Origin of the sequence: Clostridium sp. AM33-3, from assembly GCF_003480315.1 — a bacterium.
In the GTDB taxonomy this organism is placed as follows: domain Bacteria; phylum Bacillota; class Clostridia; order Lachnospirales; family Lachnospiraceae; genus Brotaphodocola.
In genome coordinates, this window is the sequence record NZ_QUIV01000006.1 from 30462 (window position 1) to 52673 (window position 22212).

The window sequence follows — 22212 nt, forward strand, 5'->3', positions numbered from 1 at the left end:
TCTAACTCTCGCGGCTGCCGGTGTAGTAATCATAAATCTCATCAACCAGAGCATGAACTTCCTCTCTGGAGACATTTTTACAGACACTCCTTGCCAGAAGAACGGAAAGTTCCTCTCTCAAATGCTCGATCGAGCGAAGCTTGTCGATATCCAGAGCAATTACAGCCCCGCGCCGTCGGTCCAGTTTGATATATCCTTCCTGCTTCAGGACCGCATAAGCTTTATTTACGGTATGCATGTTGATTCCGATATTCTCTGCAAGCTGACGGACAGATGGCAGAGAATCGCCTTCTCGGATCCGGTCTGTGGCTATGCCCATGATGATCTGGTTCCTGAGCTGGATATAGATTGCCTCCTCGCTTTCAAAATCAATCTTAATGATCATGTTTTCACCATCTTTCGAATTCTCTGTTATAGAAATTGTATAACAGTATTATAGCAAAAAAAGCGGCGAAGTCAATACACCGCTTTTTTGCTTTTTCCTTTCAGCTTTTAAAGGTCGTCATCCAGATCGAAGACTTCAAAATCATCGCTCTCCGAATCTGCTCCTGCCGCCGGTTCTTCACCGCGTTTTTCCGCGCCGTGCTCCGGTTTCTCTGCCACACTGGCAGCCAGCTCCTTTTTCATTTCGTCCAGCTGGGCATCTGCATCATCTGCTGCTTCCGGCAGATATTCCTCTGCATCAGGATCTTCGGATGCGTTATCCCGGAAATCAGGATCCTCTTCGTAATCGTCCTCTTCTCCCATCATATAACGCTCTTCTTTGCTGAGTCTGCGTCCGTTCTTTTTGGATTCTTTTTTCTGTTTCTTCTCTGCCGGCTCGTCAAGCTGATCGTAATCCATATCATCTGTCTCTTCCATCCGGCGGTTTCTTCCAATGCGGCTGATGATCAGGAGGATCAGAAGAATGACTGCGACTGCCGCTACAGCCACCAGAGCGATTCTTGCAATATTGTAATCATCTACCAGAGCATTATACTTTTCTGCCAGATCCTGAAGCTCCAGGCTCTGAGAATTGCCCTCACTGCTCTGCTCAAAGTAACGCTGGATGGTCTTATCAGTCAGGTCATAACGGTAGAAGCCGACTGTTCCGGCGTCACTCACACCGTAGAAGATGCAGTACTCCGGCTGTCCGCCCTGAGTATCCGGTACCCATCCCTGAACCTTGGTCTCGCCTATGGTGATGGAGGTTTCCTTCATGCCATACGGAACCGTTACATCTGCCGGCAGTGCAGCAATGCCAATCTTAAGTGGGGTTCTGGATGCCTCCAGCTCTGCCAGGACCTCAACATTCTCAGCCGAAGCTGTCGTTTCCTCCTGTCCGTCGGCAAGGCTTTCACCGCCCTCTACACGGTTCACCAGGATCGTATAGGTATGGCTGGTACCATTCTCAGCGGTTACCGTACAGGTTACGGTATTCTCACCCTCCTGCAGATCAGTTCCGCTTAAAGCAACGGTTGCCTTATCGCTGGCCGGTACTGCGCTCACGGTAAGCTTTTCGGTATCCAGGCTTACAGATGCGGTGTAACTGTCAACCTCAGCGCTGAACGCAGGGCTCAAGGTACCAGGAGAAATCTGAAGGGAGGACAGGGAAGTGTCACCAGATGCCGCTGCCGCTGTGCTTGTGCTGTTAATAGTAACAGAAGAACTTCCAAGCTGGGTAATGTCCAGCAGCTGCTCATCTGCGTCATAACCTTCATAATCGGTTACTTCAATCTTACTGCTTCCTGCCTTCAGTGCTTTGAAACGAATGGTAGAGGCAGACTCGCTGCTTCCGCTCACACTGCCGATCACACGGATGGCTCCGTTTCCGCCGCTGACATCCGGCTCACCGCCAATAAATTCCATGGCACTGGTATCATAAGAAAGCATCACAACCGTCTTGCCAATTTTCTCACCGGTCGTACAGGTAAATTTTACGTTTACCGTAAATTCACTTCCCACCTCCGCGGTAGGATCTGAGAACGCGATACGCGCATTCCCTGCAAAACTCTGAAACGGGATTGCCACAGCCAGCATCAGCACCATGGCAAACCGGATCCAGATCTGTTTCCAATTTCTGTTCATAATTATTTTATCTCCTGTTTCTTTACTGAAGCGGCGGCTTCTTTCAGCCGCCGCCCTCACTGATTTTAATTACCGCCCGGACTGGAAAATGTCACCTGGCTTCCTCCTGAGGAAGATCCGGAATTCGGGGACGAGCTCGTAGATCCGCCTGCTGGTCCCACCGTGATCACTCCGGAGGATGTGGTTCCGGAGGAGCTGCCCGCCGAGCTGCTTCCAGGACCTCCAACGGTAACGCTGGAAGAACCGCTTCCTGAAGTCCCGCTGCTGATCCCTCCGTTATAAGTCGGACCGCCGGCCTGACGGACTACATGGATCGTGTAAGTGCGCTCAGTGCCATTCTCAGCTCTTACAACTACAGAAATATCATTGATTCCGCTGGAAAGAGATACATTTCCGTTGCCACGTACCGATGCCTTGGAATCAATCGCTGATGCGCTGACCGTTACATTGGATACAGAATGGTCTACGATCAGATCGTAGGAGTAGGTATCGCGGTTAAAGGTCGGCGTTAAGGTAAAGCCCTCCACTCCCAGACCGTTTAGCTTATTGTTCGGGCTGCCGCTAAGAGTCGGCTGCGCGCACGGAGTTTCCGGCATATTGCTGTATACCGGAATTTTGAAATTCAGTGCCGTACTCTTCTGCTGGGAAGTGAAGCCCTCTGCAAAAATAGACCCCTCAGAAGCCGCTCCATCTACGTTGGTCATGTACTGGTGCTTATATATATTGGAGCCCTGGACATTGTATTTTTTTAAATAGAGGGTATCCTGTCCGGCCTTCACATAGTTGGTGCCATAAAACTGGGCACCGCCTGCAATGGAGGATTCCGGCGTAGTCCACGGTCTGCCATAGCTTCCGCTCTGGGATGCATACCAGAGACCTCTCTGCACCGCTCCCATCCCATCGGAAGCATACGCGCCTACATTAAAATAATTGTAATAGCCGGTATATCCTGCATAGTTTCCGGAAATGGAATTACCGGTACCGTTGCGTCCCTGCTCCTGAATGATCATGGCTGCGATCACATACGGGCTGACGCCGGAGCCTTTCGCTGCACTCATGATCGCATCGGCATAGCTGACACTAGAAACCGAAGCTCCGCTTCCTGCAGCCACACCCGGTGTCTGTGCAGCTGAAGATGTCGCACCGGACGGACTGCTTCCCGCAGTGCTTCCATTGTTTGAAGACGCAGCTCCCGGGCCAACACCGATCACAACACTGGACGTCAAAAGCTCTGCACGGTTTCTGCTGATGGAGGCACTCGGTCCTTCCAGACGTACCTGATGATCTCCGTCAGAGGACGGCGTCTGACTGGCACTGCCGGATGAGGAACCTTCGTTTTTCCCCGGTGTTGATGAGGTAACACCGGAATTGCCTCCCGACACGCCGGGGCCCACAGTAATGACCTTCGATGAACCGGAGGAACTGCTGCCGGAAGTACTTCCTGATGAGCTGCCGCCGGATGTACTTCCGGAAGCAACCGCACCCGTTCTTACATTGCCTTCCATAAAGGTTCCCTTTAACATGGACTGAAGTCCCTCTGTTGTATGAAGGGATGCGTTATAGCTCTGATCCAGGAACTGGAATACGTTGACTTCATCCAGAAAATTCCGCGGATCCATATAATAACTGATGATCTCAGTGGATGCCGCCACCCAGGTGTTTCCGTCAAATCCTGTCCAGGTGCCGGAATCCCAGTTGTAAGCTCCGTCTGCCAGTGATTTATAGGAAGAGATACTGTTGGTATGTACCAGATTTCGTCCAAGCACTCCCTCGTTCTGAATAACCGTATTCCAGTCCAGCCCGGTCTTCACAGCAGTGAAGGTCCAGTTCGGATACTGGGCATGGATCTGACGCAGCCCGGTCTTATAGGATTCCGGAAATCCCTGCGCGGAAAGCTGGGACTCAAAGCTGGAATCATGGCTGTAGGACACCGGAAACTTCACATAGGTGCTTAATACATATCCTGTCTGAGTCGAGCCGCCGCTGGTATAACGGATCTGATACCAGGTTTTCCCGTCAGAAGCGGCTTTTTCACCTACCACGGTAACTGCCGCGCCTTTTCCCAGTTTTCCAACCGAAGAATAGGAGGTTCCCGCACCACTCCGGACATTTAAGCTGGAAGCATTGATGGTAGCGGCACGTTCCTGCGCATATGCGGAAAGCTGCAGTGCACTGTTCACAGATGGCATCTGCATGCATAAAGCCAGTCCCAGAACCGCAGCCAGACCTTTTTTCAAGGTTTGTTTTCTCATTTGATGATCTCCTTAGTATCGCATTTGTCTGGGACAGGATCCTGCTCCCGACAAATTTACGCTATGTTACATTATAATGACAAAATCCGACTGCGTCAACGGAAAGCAAAGAAACTTCACAGAATCACAAAAAATTGTAAGAATTTCATGGATTGTAACATGGAAAAACAGGAAGAAACCTGTTTTCACAGATTTCTTCCTGCTCCTATCGTTAATTCTGTATTAATTATACCGGATAAGCCTTGCTCTCGGTGTCTGCCACAGCAGCGTCTACCTTGGTCTGCTGAGCCTCTCTGTATTTGAAGAACTCTTCTGCTACCTTCGGGAACAGAGCGTAGGAAAGGACATCCTCATCCTGCTGCTTCCACTGAGCACACTCTTTCTCGAACTGCGGCAGCTGCGGAGCGATCAGATCTGCAGGTCTGCAGGTGATCGGAGTTTCGTCGCCGATGATCTTCTTCTGCACTTCTGCGTTGAACGGCTTTACAGTCTGGCCGAACTCGCCGAGCATGATCTTCTTGGACTCCTTCGGAACCAGTTTGTAACGCTCGCCGGAGATAACGTTCATAACAGCCTGGGTACCAACGATCTGGGAAGACGGGGTAACAAGCGGCGGCTCACCGAAGTCCTTACGAACACGCGGGATTTCCTCAAGAACCTCCTGATACTTATCTTCCTTACCTGCCTCTTTCAGCTGGCTGACCAGGTTAGAGAGCATACCGCCCGGAACCTGATAGCGAAGGGTCTTGATATTAACGCCAAGTACCTTCGGGTTTAACAGACCGGTTTTCAGAGCCTCTTCACGGATCGGTGCGAAGTAATCGGTGATCTCAGCAAGCTTGTCCTGGGATAAACCGGTATCGTACGGAGTTCCCTTGAAGGTCTCTACCATAACCTCGGTTGCCGGCTGGCTGGTACCAAGTGCCAGCGGAGACATTGCAGTATCGATGATATCGCAGCCTGCCTCTACAGCCTTTAAGTAAGTCATGGAAGCTACACCAGAGGTATAGTGGGTATGCAGGTCGATCGGCAATTCGGTAGACTCTTTTAATGCACTTACCAGCTCCTGTGCTGCATACGGGGTTAACAGACCCGCCATATCCTTGATACAGATGGAATCTGCGCCCATATCTTCGATTCTCTTTGCGATGTCCTTCCAGTAATCCAGAGTGTATGCATCGCCCAGGGTATAGCACAGAGCAATCTGAGCGTGTGCCTTCTCTTTATTTGCTGCCTTTACAGCGGTCTGCAGGTTGCGCAGATCGTTTAAGCAGTCGAAAATACGGATGATATCAATACCGTTTGCAACGGATTTCTGTACAAAGTACTCTACTACATCATCTGCGTAGTGGTTGTAACCCAGAATGTTCTGGCCACGGAACAGCATCTGTAATTTTGTATTTTTAAAGCCGGCTCTTAACTTTCTCAGTCTCTCCCACGGATCTTCCTTCAGGAATCGAAGAGAAGCATCAAAGGTTGCGCCGCCCCAGCACTCTACTGCATAATAGCCAATCTTATCCATTTTATCGATGATCGGAAGCATCTGCTCGGTGCTCATTCTGGTTGCGATCAGGGACTGATGAGCGTCACGCAGGACAGTCTCAACGATCTTAACCGGTTTTTTCTGAATCTCAGCCATGATTCTTTACCTCCAAATTTATATGTTGCGGCAACTTTATATTGCTGCAGCAAGAAATGATTGAATTTTAAACGCCGAAAATTGCCATGAATGTACCGGCTGCAACTGCAGTACCGATAACACCTGCTACGTTCGGGCCCATTGCATGCATCAGCAGGAAGTTCGTCGGGTCTGCCTCAGAACCAACCTTCTGGGATACACGGGCTGCCATCGGCACTGCAGATACACCTGCGGAACCGATTAACGGGTTTACCTTACCGCCGGTAAGCTTGCACATGATCTTACCGAAGATAACGCCGGCTGCGGTACCTACTGCGAATGCTACCAGACCCAGGGCAACGATCTTTAAGGTGGTTACCTTTAAGAAAGCCTCTGCACTGGTGGATGCGCCTACGGAAGTACCAAGCAGGATAACTACGATATACATCAGGGCATTGCTTGCGGTTTCGGACAGCTGTTTTACAACGCCGGACTCACGGAACAGGTTACCAAGCATTAACATACCAACAAGCGGTGCGGTAGTCGGCAGAATCAGGCAGACTACTACGGTTACGATAACCGGGAACAGAATCTTCTCCAGCTTGGAAACCGGACGGAGCTGATCCATCTTGATCTTACGCTCTTTTTCTGTGGTCAGAGCCTTCATGATCGGCGGCTGGATGATCGGAACCAGAGCCATGTAGGAGTAAGCTGCTACTGCGATCGGTCCCATGAACTCGGACTGTCCAAGCTTACCTGCAAGGAAGATGGAAGTCGGGCCGTCTGCTCCACCAATGATGGAGATAGCTGCTGCTGCCTTATCATTGAAGCCCATGAAAATTGCCAGGAAATAAGCACTGTAGATACCAAACTGAGCTGCTGCGCCAAGCAGGAAGCTCTTCGGGTTTGCGATCAGCGGACCGAAATCGGTCATTGCGCCGACACCCATGAAAATCAAAGACGGAAGGATACTCCACTCATCCAGAATGAAGAAGTAGTGAAGAAGTCCGCCTACGCCATTGGACATATCTTCCGGGTTAGCCATAATATCCGGGTAGATATTAACTAACAGCATACCAAACGCAATCGGAACCAGTAAGAGCGGCTCGAATCCTTTTCTGATCGCCAGATACAGGAACACGAATGCCACCAGGATCATGATAAAGTTTCCAAAGGTCAGATTGAAGAATGCGGTCTGCTGAAGAAGATTGGCCAAAGTAGATCCAATATAATCCATTTTAATCCCTCCATGTGGAACTTGCTTTTTTGCAAGCTATTAGTTTAATGTAGCAAGAGTAGCGCCAGCTTCTACTGCGTCGCCTGCTGCTGCATTAATGCTTGCAACGGTTCCATCCTGAGGAGCTACGATATCGTTCTCCATCTTCATAGCCTCGAGAACCATGATAACATCGCCTTTCTTTACAGTCTGTCCGGCGTTAGCCTTTACTGCCAGGATCTTACCCGGCATCGGAGCGGTTACAACTACAGAACCCTGAGCGCCGGCCGGAGCTGCTGCCTTCGGAGCTGCCGGAGCTGCCTTCGGTGCTGCTGCCGGAGCCTGAACTACACCAGCAGTGGTTCCCTCTTCAACAGTTACATTGTATACATTGCCATTCACAGTAATTGTGTAATTTTTCATGATAAGAATCCTCCTATTCGCTTATGCTCTTTTCCATTTTGCGCCCGGTGCACGTTTGATGGAGCGTACTACCAGGGAGTCGGTTGATGAGTTGGTTGATGCTGCGATAGCCGCAGTAATGACAGCCACCAGTTCCAGATCATCCACAAGCTCTTCCTCTTCTGCTGCCGGTGCTGCCACTGGAGCTGCTGCCGGTGCCGGAGCTGCGTTCTTTGCTTTCATCTTGTTTTCGAAGACGCTGATGAACTTGAAGCAGCTGATCAGGATGCTGATGAAGATCAGTACCAGGAATACGGTACCCATACCAAGTAAGGTATTCATACCTGCCTTTGCCATATTCTCGCCTACGGTGTACTCCGGGCTGAAGGTCAGGCTGACCGGATTTAAGTTCTGGCTCTGCGGATCCATGGTGTAGAATGCTTTGAACTCTACGTTGCGTTTCTCAAACTGTGCCTGAATCACACATACATACTGATCATCCTCGCCAAGCTCGGTATCGGAGGAAAGGACGCTTACGAACGCGCCGGTGTCCTTCATGACACCGATCCAGGAAGTCAGGCCGCTTGCAAGTCCGTCCTCGCCCTGCTTTAACAGGCCGGTCTCAGACTCCTCTGCTGTGGCTTCGTCCATCTCGGCGATGGTCTGGAGCAGGTTTTCCGAGATCTGAGAAATGTAGGAAGCTGTCTGCGGATCCATAGTTTCTGCCTCAGCAGCATTCTTGTTGGAGCATGCGGACAGAGCAAAGAGGCTGACTACCATGCTTAACACTAACAAAACTCGTTTCATATACTGTTTCATATATTTGTCACCTCATTCTAAACCGTTCCATGTTTTCTGTCCGGACGATCCTCTCTTTTGGTAAACAGCATCTCGAATGCTGCGATCACGCGTTTTCTGGTGTCGCATGCCTCGATGATATCGTCTACATATCCTCTCTTTGCCGCTGCAAGTGCGCTGGACTGCATTTCACGATAAGCAGCTGCCTTCTCATTGATGAGTGCAACGGAATCATCTGCCTTTGCAATTTCGTCTGCGTACATGATCTTAGCTGCAGCGGAAGCATCCATCATGCCGATGGTTGCGTTCGGCCATGCATATACCACATCTGCACCGATGGACTTGGAGTTCATGGTCAGGTATGCGGTACCATAAGCCTCGCCGACTACGACGGTTACCTTCGGAACGCTTGCGTTTGCAAAAGCGTAGGTCAGACGGCCTGCGTTCTTTGCGATGCGGCGCTCAGTGCATTTGCATGCCTTGTAGCCCTTTACGTTCACCAGGGTCAGTAACGGAATGTTGAATGCGTCACAGAAGGAAACAAACTTTGCTGCCTTTTCTGCGCCGTTAGCGGAGAGAACTGCATCGAACTCGTCTTCCTTCACACCGTCTGCCGCGTAAACAGCAGTGCGGTTTGCCACGCAGCCCACGGTGGTTCCGTTCAGACGGATAAAGCCGGTTACCATGGACTTGTCATAGTTCTTCTTCACCTCTAAGAAGAAGTTGTCATCGGAGATCTGTGCCAGTGCCAGATCGGTTGCTCCTGCATAATTTTCAAGATCGGAGCATACACGGTTTAAATCGTCGGTGCACTCGCTGTAGGACATGTCATCCTCGTTATTGGCCGGAAGGATGGTTACCAGGGAGCGGATCTGGGATAAGATATCCTCTTCGCTTCCGGTGAAGTCCACAAGTCCGGTTTCCTCACTCTGGAATGCAGCGCTGGAAGTATCGCACTTCTCAACACGGTTTCCATCAATTGCGTTCGGAGAATTTACAAATAATTTTGCGTTTTTCTCTTCCATAAAGATAAAGTCAGCCATAGCGGAAGCTACTGCCATACCGCCGCCGCAGGTACCAAAGATAGCGGAGATCTGCGGAACCACGCCGGATGCCATGGTCTGGCTTAAATACATCTCACCAAAACCGTTTAATGCGTCCGTTGCTTCCTGCAGACGAAGACCTGCACAGTCTACCAGACCGATGACAGGTGCGCCCATCTTTACTGCCATGGAATAGATGTTGGAAATTTTCTTTGCGTGCATCTCACCTAAGGAGCCGCCCAGTACGGAAGCGTCCTGGCTGTACACATACACAAGGTTTCCTTCGATGGTACCGTAACCGGTGATCACGCCATCTGCCGGAGTCTCCTTGTCAGTCATGTTAAAATCGGTGCTTCTTGCTGTAATATAAGCGCCAACTTCAACAAAACTGTTCTCATCAAGTAATGCGTTGATTCTGTTACTTGCTGATGTTTGATTACTCATTTTGCAATCCTCCATTTTGAAATATTTGACGATTTCTGTACTTTTCCGTTCACATTGTTAAGGGAAAGACAATAAATCGCTTAGTAAATCCAATTTCTGCCGATTATAATAATATAATGTCATCGTATAAAATTCAAGTCTTTTTGAAATATTTTTACAATTTCAAAATATCCAGAAATCGAGGATCCGCTGTAGACAGTACGACAGCCCCCAGGCCGCTGCATCCTCCTCTGAGCAGTAGTGGCTCTGGCCGATTTCCTCCTGCCCGAGCCGGTAACGGACCACTCCGACTTCATCCCCTGCCTTCACCGGAGCATCCAGGATCGTTTTCATATCGTACTCTGCCACAGGCCGCTCCGTTTCCGATACCAGAAGATGAAAACTCCTCTTCTGTTCCGGACTTTCAGAAACTGCGTAAATCCAGTCTTTATACGCTCCTCCCAGCAGTGGGACCCGGAGTCTGTTTTCCTCAAAAGCAAAATCGCAATAGAAATAATTCTGTTTGCCATAGCTGTACAGCTTCTGTACGTCCTCCCATTTCCAGGCTTTATGCGGAGGCCAGCCACATCCTAAAAGCGTGAGGATAAAGCTCCTTTCACCGTCGGACAGTTCAGCCGCATAACAGTAGCCGGCGCCTCCGGTAAATCCGGTCTTTCCGGTCACAGCCTCCTGTGTCATATCCAGAAGAGCGTTATGATTCTGACAGCTGTAGGTATTATATCCCTCAGAGTCAGAAAAAGAATAACTTCGGCAGCGCGTTATCGTTAAAAATTCATCATGTTTTGGGGACGTTTTCGTACAATAACGCAGGATTTTTGCCAGCTCAGCGGCTGTCGTACCATGACGGATCACCTCTCCATCTGCATTTTGCTTCTCCGCATCCAGTCCGTTCGGTGTCAGGAACGTGGTATCCACGCAGCCAATATCCTGTGCCTTGCGATTCATCTTTTCCGTGAAGGCCTCTACGCTGCCGCTGATATGCTCCGCAATTGCCACTGCTGAGTCGTTGTGGGACTCAAGCATCAGGGAATACAAAAGATCCTTAAGCCTGATACGGCTCCCAGCCGGCGCGCCAAGCTTCACTTTTGGCTGCCCTGCCGCTTTTTCTGAAATCTCACAAAAATCCTCCGGATTTCCAAGCTCCAGCGCAAGAATGCAGGTCATGATCTTTGTAGTGCTGGCCATAGGCCGTACCTGATGCTCGTCCTTTCCATACAAAATACGCCCGCTGTCTGCATCCATCAACACGGCACTCAGGGAATGCAGGGACAGCTGCTGTTTCGTCTCTGATACCGGCCGGCTGCTCTCTGCCAGCATACTTTCCGCCCCCTGCCACAGATCCGGCTCCGGGCGTACGCTTCCCCACACCGCAAACCCGATGCTGATCCCTGCCATCAGTCCGATGATCCTGTTTTTCTTTCCTGTTCTGTTCAATTCACACGCCCCGCGATTATCGCATTGTCTTTCTATCCTATTCTGGTAAAAATCCGGATATTCTGCTATGATAGGAAGCATATCAGGCTCACCATGCAGCAACAGGAGGAATAGAATTGTGGAATCCAGAAAACGGCTGATCTTTCATATTGATGTAAACTCTGCCTTTTTAAGCTGGGAGTCCGTATATCGCCTTTCCCGGGATCCAAAGGCTCAGGATCTCAGGCTGATCCCGTCCGCGGTCGGAGGCGATGTCCGTTCCCGTCACGGCATTATCCTGGCCAAATCCACGCCGGCGAAAAAATACGGCGTGGTAACGGCAGAAACCATTGCTTCCGCCCTGCGCAAATGTCCGGAGCTGGTCATTGTCCCCTCCCGTTTTGATATCTATTCCGGATATTCCCGGCAGATGCTCGCCCTGCTTTCTGAATATACGCCGGATATTGAAAAATTCAGTATTGACGAAGCCTTTCTGGACATGACCGAAACCATTCATCTGTTCGGACCTCCCAGAAAAGCCGCAGATCAGATCCGCAGGCGCATCCGGGAGGAACTGAACTTCACGGTGAATGTTGGAATTTCATCCAATAAGCTTCTGGCAAAAATGGCTTCCGATTTTGAGAAGCCGGACAAGACCCATACGCTATTCCCATCTGAGATCGTAGCGAAAATGTGGCCGCTTCCCCTGCGCGACCTGCTCTTTGTAGGCGAATCTGCCGCAGATAAAATGGCCCGCATCGGGCTTCACACCATTGGTGATGCAGCATCCTGTGATCCGGATATCTTAAGAGCCCACCTCGGTGATAAATATGGCACCCAGGTGTACCGCTACGCTAACGGCATTGACCAGGATCCTGTGGCCCCTCCGGATCCCACACGCAAAGGTTACGGAAACAGCATTACCCTGGCGCAGGATGTTTCTGACTTTGACACCGCCAGTCAGGTCCTGCTTGCCTTAAGCGAAACCGTGGGAGCAAGGCTCCGGGAGGCCAGTGTCCGCTGCAACAGCGTTACTGTGGAATTAAAGGACTGGCGCTTCACCAGCCAGTCTCATCAGTGCGTCTTAAAAAGCCCCACTGACTCCACCTCGGTTCTCTATGACACCGCCTGCCGCCTCCTGAAGGAATTCTGGGACAAAACGCCGGTCCGGCTGATCGGACTGCGCACTTCACAGATCCAGGAGGATCCGTTTGAACAAATGAGCCTGTTTGAAGATGAGCGGCAGAAGAAAATGCGGGCTATGGAAAAAGCTGTGGACCATATCCGCGGCCGCTACGGCATCGACAGCGTGCAGCGCGCCAGCTTTCTTAAGGAAAACAGCCCGACTCCCCACGCCGTAAGCCGTAAGAAACATTTAAATCAGGCATCGCAGCATAACACCGGAAAGGAATTCTGACAACATGGACCATATCATCCGCCACTCCTACACTGCTTCCACAGACGGACAGTCCGTAGAAGCACTGCTTCGCTCCCATGGATATTCCAAAAGTCTGATCAACCGTATCAAACTGACTGAAGACGGACTGATGATCCGCGGGGCAAAGGTTTATACCACCTTCCGCATGAAAGCCGGTGACCGGCTGGATGTCACATTTGCAGAAGAGACTTCTTCGGAAAATATTGTTCCTGTGCGCATGCCGCTGTCCATTCTTTACGAAGATGAGGATCTGATGGTCATAAACAAAGCCGGGAATGTTCCCATCCACCCATCCCAGGGCAATTTCTCCAACTCTCTGGCAAACGGACTTGCCTGGTATTTTAAACAGAAACAAAAACCCTTTGTTTTCCGTGCCGTCAACCGCCTGGACCGTGATACCACCGGGCTTCTGATCGTCGCAAAAAATGCACTGAGCAGCTGTATCCTTTCTGATATGGTGAGGAACCGCCAGATTCACCGCACCTATCTGGCCGCAGTCAGCGGGAACCTCTCAGAACAGCCGGAAGGAACGATTGACGTTCCCATTGCGAGACTCCCGGGCTCCACGATCGAGCGTGTCCCGGACCCCGTCCACGGAGAAGCTGCTCTGACCCATTATGAGCTGCTCTTCTACCAGCCGCAAACCGACACCTCTCTCCTTAAAATTTACCTGGAAACAGGACGTACCCACCAGATCCGGGTCCATATGAAGCATATCGGCCATCCCCTCTACGGTGATTTCCTTTATAATCCGGATTACCGTTTTTTACAGCGTCAGAGCCTGCACTCCTGGAAGCTGTCCTTTTCACATCCGATTTCCGGCATCCCCATGGAATTTACAGCCCCTGTCCCGGCGGATATGCAGCAGTTTTTACCAGATGCCTGAACAAATGCCTGCCCTGCAGGCACACAGTAACTTTGCACTGAATTCCGTACAAGTTTCGTTAAGAAATTACCTTGAAATGAAATACCCGCTGCTCTATAATTGAAAATCAGAACACTACTCAGAATGAAAAATATCGCTACAGGGGATTTATGCATGGAAGGTAAAAAAATATCCAACAGTACTATCATCAACGGGATAGCTCTCGGCTTCTCCGTTTCTTTTCTGATTTCTTCGCTGGTCGCAGCCATCTACACAGGAGAACTTGGCAGCATACTCCACGGCTGGTATCTTATCATGACATCACCAAGCCCGCTGGTTACAGACTATCTGGAGATCGGCGGTCTGCCGAGCGCCATGTTAAATGCCGGCGCCTGCGGCATGGCCTGCTGGCTTTTTATGGTCGGTTTAAAAGGAGATTCCCGTCCCAGCACACTGGCCGGTTATTTTCTTGTAGTAGCGCACTGCTTTTACGGACTGAACTTTCTGACCATGTGGCCATGCTTTCTGGCCCCGTTTCTCTATCTTCGATTAAAGAAGCTGAATTTTAAAAACAACCTGCACGTCTGCATGTTCACAACTTCATTCAGCCCATTTATCGGTGAACTTTTATTCCGTTACACCCAGGATACCTTTGTGTTCGGGCATCCGACACTAACGGTCAGCGGCGTGCTTTTGACCATCGCCTTTTCGATCATGCTGGGCTTTATCGTACCGGCCATTCTCCCGGGGGCCCACGCATGGCACAAAGGTTACAACTTGTATAATGGCGGACTGGCATTCGGCGTGTTCGGTTTTTTCCTGTTTAACCTTTTTTACAACACCATGGGAATTGATCCATCTTCCAAGCTGACCCGCTTCAATCCGGTTTACGAACAGTTTGGCCGCTCCTTTCAGCTGTATGCCAACTGTTTCTTCCTGCTTGCTTTTATCATCTGCATTCTGACCGGATTTTTCTTAAACGGCAAAAGCTTTCTTGGATATGAAGAGCTAACCCGGGACACCGGACATCAGAGTGATTTTGCCTCTCAATACGGTATGCCGCTCTGCCTCATTAACATTGGCACAGTGGGAATATTCTTCCTGTTCTACCTGGATATCATCATGGTCTACACGGAAGGTGCCGGTTTTACCGGTGCCACCATCGGTGTGATCCTGGCAGCTCTGACTTTTACCTGCATGGGGCAGCATCCGAAAAATATCTGGCCGATTCTTGCGGGATATCAGCTTCTGTATCTGTTCACACTGACGATCTGCTATCTCAACGGCAGAGAGATCAGCTGGACCATTACCACGCAGGGATACATCAACGGTGTGGCATTTGCCACCGGCCTGTGCCCGATTTCCGGGCGCTACGGCAGACGCGCCGGCATTGCCGCCGGCTTCATGTGCGCATCCATGTGTACCGCAACCTCTGCCCTGCACGGCGGCCTGGTGTTGTACAACGGCGGCTTCACCGCAGGTATCACAGCGCTTATACTGCTACCGATCCTGGAACATTACATTCCGGAAACCAGAAACTTTATGAACAATAAAAAGCTGAACAAAGAAGATATGATCGCAATTGTTGAAACGTTCCGAACCCATGACTGAGCAGCACATCGGCAATGCATCTGTTTTCCATGATACAAAAAAGAATGTGCCTTGGCGCATCCTCGCGGAGCGTTTTTATATGATAGGACGCAATTTCCTATCATATAAAAAAGGGCTTCGCACATCAGGGATCTAACCCTGTATGCGAAGCCCTTTTGGATAATGATTTTTTACCACACCGGAAACTGCCTTTCCCCATCCAAGAGGATACTTCCCAATGCAGACCAGCGTCCAGCCAGAGAGGCCGGCCTCCCCACGGACTGTGTTTCCCTTCAGATAATCCAGCACCTGGGGATCTTCCGGATCCAGACGGCACACAGATACTGCATGCTGAGGCTTCAGAAAATGAGAAAGCGCATGGGACGGCTCAAAACGTTTTGTTTTGAATTCCCCAAGATGCAGTCCGGGACGAAGCACTCTCAGACGGTCCAGTGCCGGCATGCCATCCGGCAGCATATACAGCTGATCTCCAAACAGAATCAGCTGTTCCATACCGTCCTTTAACAGCGCATATCCTTCTTCCGTCAGGGACTTTTTGAAAAATTCCCCGAGATAGGCTCTGCCTGCCTTGTCATTCCAGTATTTTGGCTGTTTTCGCTTCCGGCTGTCTTCCGGCGCCCAGGTTCCGTCCTTTTTCAGCAGAGCCAGATAATGTCCCTCTCCCTCCGCCTCATGGGGCCAGATACGGAAGGTGTACTTAAGATCTGGATTTTGATCCTGACTCCATTCCGGGTGCCCGCAGGACAGACCCTCGGGATATCCGCCCGGCTCCAGGCGCACTACCGAGAACTCCGGATGTCGTTTCAAAAAGTCAGAGATTCCGGCTTCATCTTCTTCCGGTGCGAACGTGCAGGTAGAATATACCATTCTGCCGCCCGGCTTTAACATCTCTGCCGCATTGTCCAGAATCTCCTGCTGGCGCTCTGCGCAAAGCTTTACGTTTGCCTCACTCCACTCATTTCTGGCCTGTTCATCTTTCCGGAACATCCCCTCTCCGGAGCACGGCGCATCCACGACCATACAGTCAAAAAACTCCGGAAAAAATGCAGCCAGGGTTCCCGAATCCTCATTTGTCACGACAGCGTTGCCAATTCCCATACGCTCCACATTCTGGGAAAGGATTTTTGCCCGCGCCGGATGGATTTCATTGCTGACCAGAAGTCCGCGTCCTTCCAGGCGTGACGCGATGTGTGTTGTCTTGCCCCCCGGAGCCGCGCACAGATCCAGCACACGTTCACCCGGCTTTGGAGCAAGCAAAGCCACAACTGCCATGGCACTCGGTTCCTGAATGTAATATACTCCTGCTTCATGGTAAGGATGGCGTCCCGGACGGCTCTCCCGGTCATAATAAAAGCCTTCCCGGCACCAGGATACCGGTCGCAGGGAAAACAAAGCCTGATTTTGACCGGCAAACTCCGCTGCCGGAACCTTCATGGTATTTACCCGGAGCCCCAGTGCCCGCTCTTTTTCATAGCTTGCAAGAAATATATCACATGCGTCTCCCAGCATCGCTTTCATTCTTGCCACAAATGCCTCTGGAAGTTTCCAGGTCTCCTGCTGCTGTTCCATCCGTTTCTCTCCTTTATCCGTTTTATCCGGCAGCGATTTCTGCTCCCGATCCTTATTTCCCGTAATTTATAACAAACAAATGAAGGGTTGTCACAACACGGAATCCAGAACGTTCTGGAACCTGTCTGCAACAGCCCCTCCACTCTTTACAAAGTATACAGATACAACTGAGAATCCTGAATTATAAGATTACCTTATAATCGTCAGAACCTTCTCCGTTTACAACATAGTAAGCAACATTTTCTTCCGGTTTTACATAAACTTCAATGGTTTTGATCTCTGCGCCCTTATGGTCTGCCTCATATGCTTTCACTGCCTTGTCCAGAACATCTTTTGCTACGATCTGTTTGCCTGAGAACTCAATAACTACGCAAGCCTTAGGGTCTGCCTTCTTTGCAGGAGCTTTCTTTGCTGGTGCTTTTTTGGTGGTCTCGACTGGCTTTGCTGCCGGTGCTTCAACAACTGCTTTTACCGGAGTTTCTGCTTTAACCTCTGCTGCAGCTGTCTTAGCTTCTGCTTTTACGGTCTCGGTCTTCGGTGCTGCTTTTGCTGGTGCCTTAGCTGCGTTTCTTCTTGTTGCCATAGTTCTTATCCTCCTCATTCGATTCCAATTATGAATTGCTCCCCATCACCTGTTTTTTGACAGACGATGAAGGCATTATAAATCTGTTTCCTGTTTTTGTCAATGTTTTCCAGTGGTTTACAGGCCTCTGCACACGTTTGTTCCGACTTTAATGCAAAATCATCTCCGCAATATAGACTGCTACACAGGCACCAATGGAAACACGGAACAGATTTCCGTCGATCCAGGCAAGGATCACCCCTGCCACAAATCCGACAATTCCCGTGATCCGGTTTCCTGTTGCAGAAAGGATGGACGGAAACGTCATAACAGAAAGACTCACATAAGGAACATAATATAAGAAAGACTGAATAAACGGATTCCTGATTTCCCTGCGGATCAGCGTCAGCGGCAGGGCCCGCACGGCATAAATTGTCAGGAACATGACCAGAATGGAAGCGTAAATATTATGATGCATGCTGCTCCTCCTGTACCGGGAACAGAATTGCCGCTGCAGCCGAAATCAGCACGGTCAGCAGGATAATCTGAAATCCCGATGAGATATTTTTAAGTCTCGGAATGCTTTGGAATAAAAGGCTTACCGACATGGATATAACTACCACTGCGGCAATGATCTTGTTCTTTCTTGCCGGCGGAACCACGACTGCAAGAAACATGCCGTATATGGCCACACTCATAGCGCTCATGACCGGGGCCGGAAGGACCATTCCTACAACCGTACCAAGAAAGGTTCCGATTACCCAGCCGGGCGCTGCAACACTGGCTGCACCGTATTGATAAAACGGATTCAGCTTTCCCGGAACTGTCATGGATATGCCAAAAATCTCATCTGTCACCGCATAAGACATGAAGATTCTGTGGAGAAATGACCTGTTCTGCTGCACCTTCTGGGATAAAGCACTTGACATCAGCAGGTAGCGCATATTGATGACCACTGTAGTAACGATCATCTCCATAACCCCTGCTCCAGATCCGATCATGCTGATTGCCGCAAACTCCCCCGCCGATGCGAGCATCAACGCAGACATCAGCGAAGACTGCAGGGCATTCATCCCTGCCTTTCCTGCGGTAATGCCAAGCGTAAAAGCAACAGCAAAGTACCCAAGCGCGATGGGTACTCCATCGCGCATTCCCTTAAAAAAAGATATTTTGTCGTTTTGTTGTTCCATGGTCTGCATTATAACACATCCTGACGCATAATATGACGGATGCGCTCATCATTTAAACCGCGGATAACCTCAACAGCCATTTTGATGGTAGATTCGATATCTTCCTTTGCGCAGAAGTTGTAGTGAGTATGCACATAACGGGACGGAATACCAAGAACCAGAACCGGAACCGCCTGATGGGTCAGATGGATTTTACCTGCATTGGTACTTCCGCCGCGTCTTACCGCATCCTGACACTTGATTCCGTATTTGTCAGCAATCTCATGTGCATAGGCCATAAATGCGTCATTTGCCACATAGCTGTTATCCATATGGCGGATCTGCACACCTTTCTTTAAGCAGCCCTGGGCTACACCGGTACGGTAATAGAAATCGTCTGCCGGAGATCCCTCAAATACGATAGCAAGATCCGGCTTTACCTGCTGTGCAGTCACGGTTGCGCCGCGCATGCCAACCTCCTCCTGGGAAGCAAAGGCACCGACCACATCCACGGCCAGGCTCTCCGTCTCCTTCATCAGGGCTTTCATGGTCTCAATGATGCAGACACAGCCAAGACGGTTATCAAAAGCCTTTCCGGAACAGATGCCGTGTTTTTCATCATAGGAGAAGGTCACATCCGGCATGATCGGATCACCGACGTGGATTCCGTAATCCTCTTCGATCTCCTGTCTGCTGCTGGCTCCGACATCCACCTTTAATTCCTCGATCGTCAGGGAATTGTCGGCCTTCTGGGCAGCCGTTAAGAAATGTACCGGCTTGGATGTAATGATTCCCTTGATTTTTTCGCCTTTACTATTGCGCACAATGACACTGTGGGCCGGAAGGCTGGTCATATGAAATCCGCCCAGGGTGATGATGCTGAGAAGTCCGTTATCCTCCACGTTCTGGACCATAAAGCCACATTCATCGGTATGCGCATCCAGCATAAACACCGGACGGTTTCCCTTTGCGTCCGGCATCGTCGCATATACATTATACATTGCGTCGTTTCTTAAATTCAGCCCCTCGCAATGCTTCTGTACCGCTTTCACAACCTCTTCTTCAAAACCGCTCGGGCCAAAAGCGTTGGTTAAATCCTCAATCGTCTTTAAATCTGCCATGATTCATATCCTCCCTGTATGTTCTTCTAATATACCACAAATGAATGCGCTGTCACAATATCCATCCAGTTTCTACTGGTAAAGCGGTTGGTGCGCGCGTCTACGGCCTTCATGCCCGGATAAAAGGACATCTGGTAAGCAAAAGCACCTCTGCGACAGAAGCCTTCAGATCTGCAATCACAGTCTTTGGCGATATGTTCCAGGCACTTCCGCCCACACTCTTCTTGGAGAACACCGTCGTAATCTGCGGGACCAGCTCTTTTGATAGTTCACAGATACGCTCATCACCGGATAAGAACAGCACCGGGACACCCTCGGATCAGAGTAACGTGCTCAGGCATGGCCATTACATCAATGTTGGTGGCATCTCCGTGTCATCCTTTACTACGATCTCATCCACGCCGGCAGCCAGAGCGGCCTCGCAGACAGCCACGACCTCATCGGTCATCTGCTTTGCGTATTTCTGATAAGCCGGTTCTTCTTTGTGGGTTTCATAATTGAGGGTTGTTCCGGCACAGCCTTCAAGATATTGCGACAGACTGTAGTAAAGCTCACCTGCACATCCGCGGGTGAGCTCTGCTGCCGTCATGGAATTTAAGATGGCCTCCTGTTCCGCTTCTGCAGCGGCAAGAAACGCCCGGTTTATAATCTGCTCCGGAATAGCCTGAATTTGAAGCAGTTCCTCCTCTTCGTTGGATGGGATCCGGTTTGCTGTAGTAAATCCGATCATGACCTCGCCGCTTCCATGTCCGGTATAGCCGCCCGTGCGGGCAATGCCTACGCCGGTTCTCCGAAGAATACGCTTCAGCTGACGGCTGGTCAGCGGAAGATCCGTAGCCAGAATACTCATGATAGAACCTTTGTCTTCTTCCGATGCTGCCATATCATCCTTTTCCTGCTTCCAGTCCAGAATCTCTGCACCGACAGCCTCTCCATTTAACACAAAATCCTCTGTTGCTCCAAAATTTGACTGGACCAGCACTCCAATGGTATATTCTGTTTCTCCAATACGGATTACACGGGAAGCAGAGCCAATACCACCCTTCAGGCCATAGCAGAGCGTTCCTGCTCCGGCTCCCACATCTCCCTCTTCAAAATCATCGGAGGCAGACGCAAAGGCACGGCGGACCTCTGCTGTTCCCACTGCCCGCTTTTGAATCTGATTAATGCGGCAGTCATTGCACTCGCCCACTACCGGATTGATGCTCATGGGATCCAGACCATCCTGCTTACACTGTTCCACCACGATATCCACCATGGCGTCCCATACCTTTCCCACATTTAGAGTATTCGTCAGGGCAATAGGGGTCTCCAGCGTCCCCAGTTCTTCTATCTGAACTAGTCCGGCACTTTTTCCAAATCCGTTGTGAACATAAGCTGCTGCAATATATTTCTTTGCAAATGCATTGTCCCCGCCGGGAAGGACTACCGTCACTCCGGTATGATTTTCTTCTGTTTTTACCGTGCAGTGTCCGACCTTTACCCCAGGCACATCCGTAATCTTATTTCGTTTTCCGGTCTGCAGGCGTCCAGGCACAAGGCCAAAGTCCCGGATTCGTTTTCTCTCCATGTTATTCTTCCTCTCTGCTTTTTATCAGGAACTGCCACAGCAGATCATTTCCCGATTTCACTTAAATATTTATCACGCAGCTTCTGGATCAGTTCCGGATTCTTCATACCGACAGCCCTTTTGTTTAACTCCATGGCACGCATGCTCGGATGGCTGGTACTGGTCACCAGGATCTCATCTGCGGTGTAGAGCTCTTCCAGGGTAAATGCACGCTCCTCTACCGGGATTCCCAGTTCACCGCAATAGCGGATGATGTGCTTTCTCTCAGTTCCCGGAAGAATCAGATTATCTAACGGATGCGTAATGAACACGCCATCCTTCACCATGGAAATATTCGAATGTGAACATTCCGTCACAAAGCCGTCCCGTACAAAAACAGTCTCATTGCAGCCTGCCTCAGATGCCTGCTGGGCTGCCATGACATTCGGGATCAGATTCAAGGTCTTGATATTGCAGTGATAGAAACGGGTATCCGGAATGCTGATCAGCCGGTATTCATCGGACATCTGCACACCGCTCCACGGCTTGCTGTATACATACAGATTGCTGGAAACTCCCTTTCCCGGGAACAGATGATTACGCGGAGAGGTTCCTCTGGTCACCTGCCAGTAAAGGAACTGGCAGCTGCTCTCTAACTTCTGAACCAGATCCGTCAGAAGCGCGCCGACTTCTTCTTTGGTATAGGGAAGTTCAATGCGAAGCATGGCTGCACTGTTGAACATGCGGTCCAGATGATCCTGCAGAGCAAAGATCTTATGATCAAATACCATTGCCGCCTCGTAAATTCCATCTCCAAAGTAGAATCCGCGGTCATTAGCCGGAATCATCATGTCGTCAATTGCTGTAATCTTTCCGTTATAATAAGCAAGGTCCTTCATCTTATCCATACTATTCCTCTCCTTATCTTCCGGCCCATGGCAGCTTTGCTGCACTTTCATTCTTCTGCAGTAGAGAATGCACTGTCATGAAGTCCGTATGTGTCTTTGCTGTAAGTATACAATGTGGATTTTCAAAAGTAAATAGTTGTGCTGAACGAACCTTGAAGCTGAACCTT

The 22212-nt window shown here is 50.1% G+C and carries 20 protein-coding genes; 3 read left to right on the forward strand and 17 right to left on the reverse strand.

What is annotated here, in order from left to right; all coding sequences use genetic code 11:
• Position 1: 1 nt before the first annotated feature.
• From DW819_RS04920 to DW819_RS04960, 9 genes are all read right to left on the reverse strand, one after another.
• Complete coding sequence (locus tag DW819_RS04920; RefSeq protein WP_118732344.1) at positions 2-385, reverse strand: GntR family transcriptional regulator; 384 nt, start codon at positions 383-385, stop codon at positions 2-4.
• 107 nt (positions 386-492) lie between these two features.
• Positions 493-2067, reverse strand: coding sequence for a cadherin-like beta sandwich domain-containing protein (locus DW819_RS04925; protein WP_118732345.1), 1575 nt, complete (start codon positions 2065-2067; stop codon positions 493-495).
• Positions 2068-2132: 65 nt separating this feature from the next.
• Entirely contained in the window at positions 2133-4319 is a 2187-nt protein-coding gene (locus tag DW819_RS04930; protein ID WP_118732346.1) for a cadherin-like beta sandwich domain-containing protein, read from the reverse strand.
• A gap of 226 nt (positions 4320-4545) precedes the next feature.
• Positions 4546-5958 carry an oxaloacetate decarboxylase subunit alpha gene (locus DW819_RS04935; RefSeq protein ID WP_118732347.1) on the reverse strand — a complete coding sequence of 471 codons (1413 nt, stop codon included), beginning with the start codon at positions 5956-5958 and terminating at the stop codon, positions 4546-4548.
• Positions 5959-6025: 67 nt separating this feature from the next.
• The gene (locus DW819_RS04940; protein WP_118732348.1) at positions 6026-7174 is read right to left on the reverse strand and encodes a sodium ion-translocating decarboxylase subunit beta; all 1149 of its coding nucleotides are present in this window, start codon (positions 7172-7174) and stop codon (positions 6026-6028) included.
• A 39-nt stretch (positions 7175-7213) separates the two neighbouring features.
• Positions 7214-7576, reverse strand: a complete 363-nt coding sequence (locus DW819_RS04945) for a biotin/lipoyl-containing protein (RefSeq protein ID WP_118732349.1) — start codon at positions 7574-7576, stop codon at positions 7214-7216.
• A 21-nt stretch (positions 7577-7597) separates the two neighbouring features.
• Positions 7598-8374 (reverse strand): OadG family protein, encoded by a 777-nt coding sequence (locus tag DW819_RS04950; protein ID WP_118532163.1) that lies wholly within the window; start codon positions 8372-8374, stop codon positions 7598-7600.
• 17 nt (positions 8375-8391) lie between these two features.
• Positions 8392-9840, reverse strand: coding sequence for a carboxyl transferase domain-containing protein (locus tag DW819_RS04955; RefSeq protein WP_118732350.1), 1449 nt, complete (start codon positions 9838-9840; stop codon positions 8392-8394).
• A gap of 162 nt (positions 9841-10002) precedes the next feature.
• Positions 10003-11274: a D-alanyl-D-alanine carboxypeptidase family protein gene (locus DW819_RS04960; protein WP_182432567.1), complete on the reverse strand. Its 1272-nt coding sequence runs from the start codon at positions 11272-11274 to the stop codon at positions 10003-10005.
• Between the two features lie 118 nt (positions 11275-11392).
• On the opposite strand from DW819_RS04960, the gene DW819_RS04965 reads away from it, so the two are divergent.
• The 3 genes from DW819_RS04965 (at position 11393) to DW819_RS04975 (ending at position 15167) form a co-directional block, all read left to right on the forward strand.
• Entirely contained in the window at positions 11393-12670 is a 1278-nt protein-coding gene (locus tag DW819_RS04965) for a DNA polymerase IV (RefSeq protein ID WP_243025591.1), read from the forward strand.
• Between the two features lie 4 nt (positions 12671-12674).
• On the forward strand, positions 12675-13577 hold the full coding sequence (locus tag DW819_RS04970; protein WP_118732352.1) for an RluA family pseudouridine synthase: 903 nt from the start codon (positions 12675-12677) through the stop codon (positions 13575-13577).
• A 153-nt stretch (positions 13578-13730) separates the two neighbouring features.
• The gene (locus DW819_RS04975; protein WP_182432568.1) at positions 13731-15167 is read left to right on the forward strand and encodes a DUF1576 domain-containing protein; all 1437 of its coding nucleotides are present in this window, start codon (positions 13731-13733) and stop codon (positions 15165-15167) included.
• A gap of 132 nt (positions 15168-15299) precedes the next feature.
• Here the strand turns inward: DW819_RS04975 and DW819_RS04980 are convergent, their stop codons facing one another.
• The 8 genes from DW819_RS04980 to DW819_RS05015 form a co-directional block, all read right to left on the reverse strand.
• Positions 15300-16736 carry an RsmF rRNA methyltransferase first C-terminal domain-containing protein gene (locus DW819_RS04980; protein ID WP_118732354.1) on the reverse strand — a complete coding sequence of 479 codons (1437 nt, stop codon included), beginning with the start codon at positions 16734-16736 and terminating at the stop codon, positions 15300-15302.
• A gap of 181 nt (positions 16737-16917) precedes the next feature.
• On the reverse strand, positions 16918-17319 hold the full coding sequence (locus DW819_RS04985) for a DUF6465 family protein (protein WP_118732355.1): 402 nt from the start codon (positions 17317-17319) through the stop codon (positions 16918-16920).
• Between the two features lie 148 nt (positions 17320-17467).
• The gene (locus DW819_RS04990) at positions 17468-17776 is read right to left on the reverse strand and encodes an AzlD domain-containing protein (protein ID WP_118719679.1); all 309 of its coding nucleotides are present in this window, start codon (positions 17774-17776) and stop codon (positions 17468-17470) included.
• Positions 17766-18497: an AzlC family ABC transporter permease gene (locus tag DW819_RS04995; protein WP_243025593.1), complete on the reverse strand. Its 732-nt coding sequence runs from the start codon at positions 18495-18497 to the stop codon at positions 17766-17768. Before DW819_RS04995 ends, DW819_RS04990 begins: the two co-directional genes overlap by 11 nt.
• Entirely contained in the window at positions 18497-19588 is a 1092-nt protein-coding gene (locus DW819_RS05000) for a M20/M25/M40 family metallo-hydrolase (RefSeq protein ID WP_118719677.1), read from the reverse strand. The genes DW819_RS04995 and DW819_RS05000 overlap by 1 nt, the downstream gene beginning before the upstream one ends.
• A 109-nt stretch (positions 19589-19697) precedes the next feature.
• On the reverse strand, positions 19698-19892 hold the full coding sequence (locus DW819_RS05005) for a M55 family metallopeptidase (protein ID WP_118732356.1): 195 nt from the start codon (positions 19890-19892) through the stop codon (positions 19698-19700).
• A gap of 42 nt (positions 19893-19934) precedes the next feature.
• On the reverse strand, positions 19935-21158 hold the full coding sequence (locus DW819_RS05010) for a P1 family peptidase (RefSeq protein ID WP_118732357.1): 1224 nt from the start codon (positions 21156-21158) through the stop codon (positions 19935-19937).
• A gap of 44 nt (positions 21159-21202) precedes the next feature.
• A complete protein-coding gene (locus tag DW819_RS05015; RefSeq protein ID WP_118732422.1) occupies positions 21203-22036 on the reverse strand; it encodes a D-amino acid aminotransferase in 834 nt (277 codons plus the stop codon).
• Positions 22037-22212 lie beyond the last annotated feature (176 nt).

Excerpts from the sequence above, each read along its gene's own strand:
- DW819_RS04920 (WP_118732344.1), bottom strand. The coding sequence starts at position 385 with ATGATCATTAAGATTGATTTTGAAAGCGAGGAGGCAATCTATATCCAG.
- DW819_RS04925 (WP_118732345.1), bottom strand. The coding sequence starts at position 2,067 with ATGAACAGAAATTGGAAACAGATCTGGATCCGGTTTGCCATGGTGCTG.
- DW819_RS04930 (WP_118732346.1), bottom strand. The coding sequence starts at position 4,319 with ATGAGAAAACAAACCTTGAAAAAAGGTCTGGCTGCGGTTCTGGGACTG.
- DW819_RS04935 (WP_118732347.1), bottom strand. The coding sequence starts at position 5,958 with ATGGCTGAGATTCAGAAAAAACCGGTTAAGATCGTTGAGACTGTCCTG.
- DW819_RS04940 (WP_118732348.1), bottom strand. The coding sequence starts at position 7,174 with ATGGATTATATTGGATCTACTTTGGCCAATCTTCTTCAGCAGACCGCA.
- DW819_RS04945 (WP_118732349.1), bottom strand. The coding sequence starts at position 7,576 with ATGAAAAATTACACAATTACTGTGAATGGCAATGTATACAATGTAACT.
- DW819_RS04950 (WP_118532163.1), bottom strand. The coding sequence starts at position 8,374 with ATGAAACAGTATATGAAACGAGTTTTGTTAGTGTTAAGCATGGTAGTC.
- DW819_RS04955 (WP_118732350.1), bottom strand. The coding sequence starts at position 9,840 with ATGAGTAATCAAACATCAGCAAGTAACAGAATCAACGCATTACTTGAT.
- DW819_RS04970 (WP_118732352.1), top strand. The coding sequence starts at position 12,675 with ATGGACCATATCATCCGCCACTCCTACACTGCTTCCACAGACGGACAG.
- DW819_RS04975 (WP_182432568.1), top strand. The coding sequence starts at position 13,731 with ATGGAAGGTAAAAAAATATCCAACAGTACTATCATCAACGGGATAGCT.
- DW819_RS04980 (WP_118732354.1), bottom strand. The coding sequence starts at position 16,736 with ATGGAACAGCAGCAGGAGACCTGGAAACTTCCAGAGGCATTTGTGGCA.
- DW819_RS04985 (WP_118732355.1), bottom strand. The coding sequence starts at position 17,319 with ATGGCAACAAGAAGAAACGCAGCTAAGGCACCAGCAAAAGCAGCACCG.
- DW819_RS04990 (WP_118719679.1), bottom strand. The coding sequence starts at position 17,776 with ATGCATCATAATATTTACGCTTCCATTCTGGTCATGTTCCTGACAATT.
- DW819_RS04995 (WP_243025593.1), bottom strand. The coding sequence starts at position 18,497 with ATGCAGACCATGGAACAACAAAACGACAAAATATCTTTTTTTAAGGGA.
- DW819_RS05000 (WP_118719677.1), bottom strand. The coding sequence starts at position 19,588 with ATGGCAGATTTAAAGACGATTGAGGATTTAACCAACGCTTTTGGCCCG.
- DW819_RS05010 (WP_118732357.1), bottom strand. The coding sequence starts at position 21,158 with ATGGAGAGAAAACGAATCCGGGACTTTGGCCTTGTGCCTGGACGCCTG.
- DW819_RS05015 (WP_118732422.1), bottom strand. The coding sequence starts at position 22,036 with ATGAAGGACCTTGCTTATTATAACGGAAAGATTACAGCAATTGACGAC.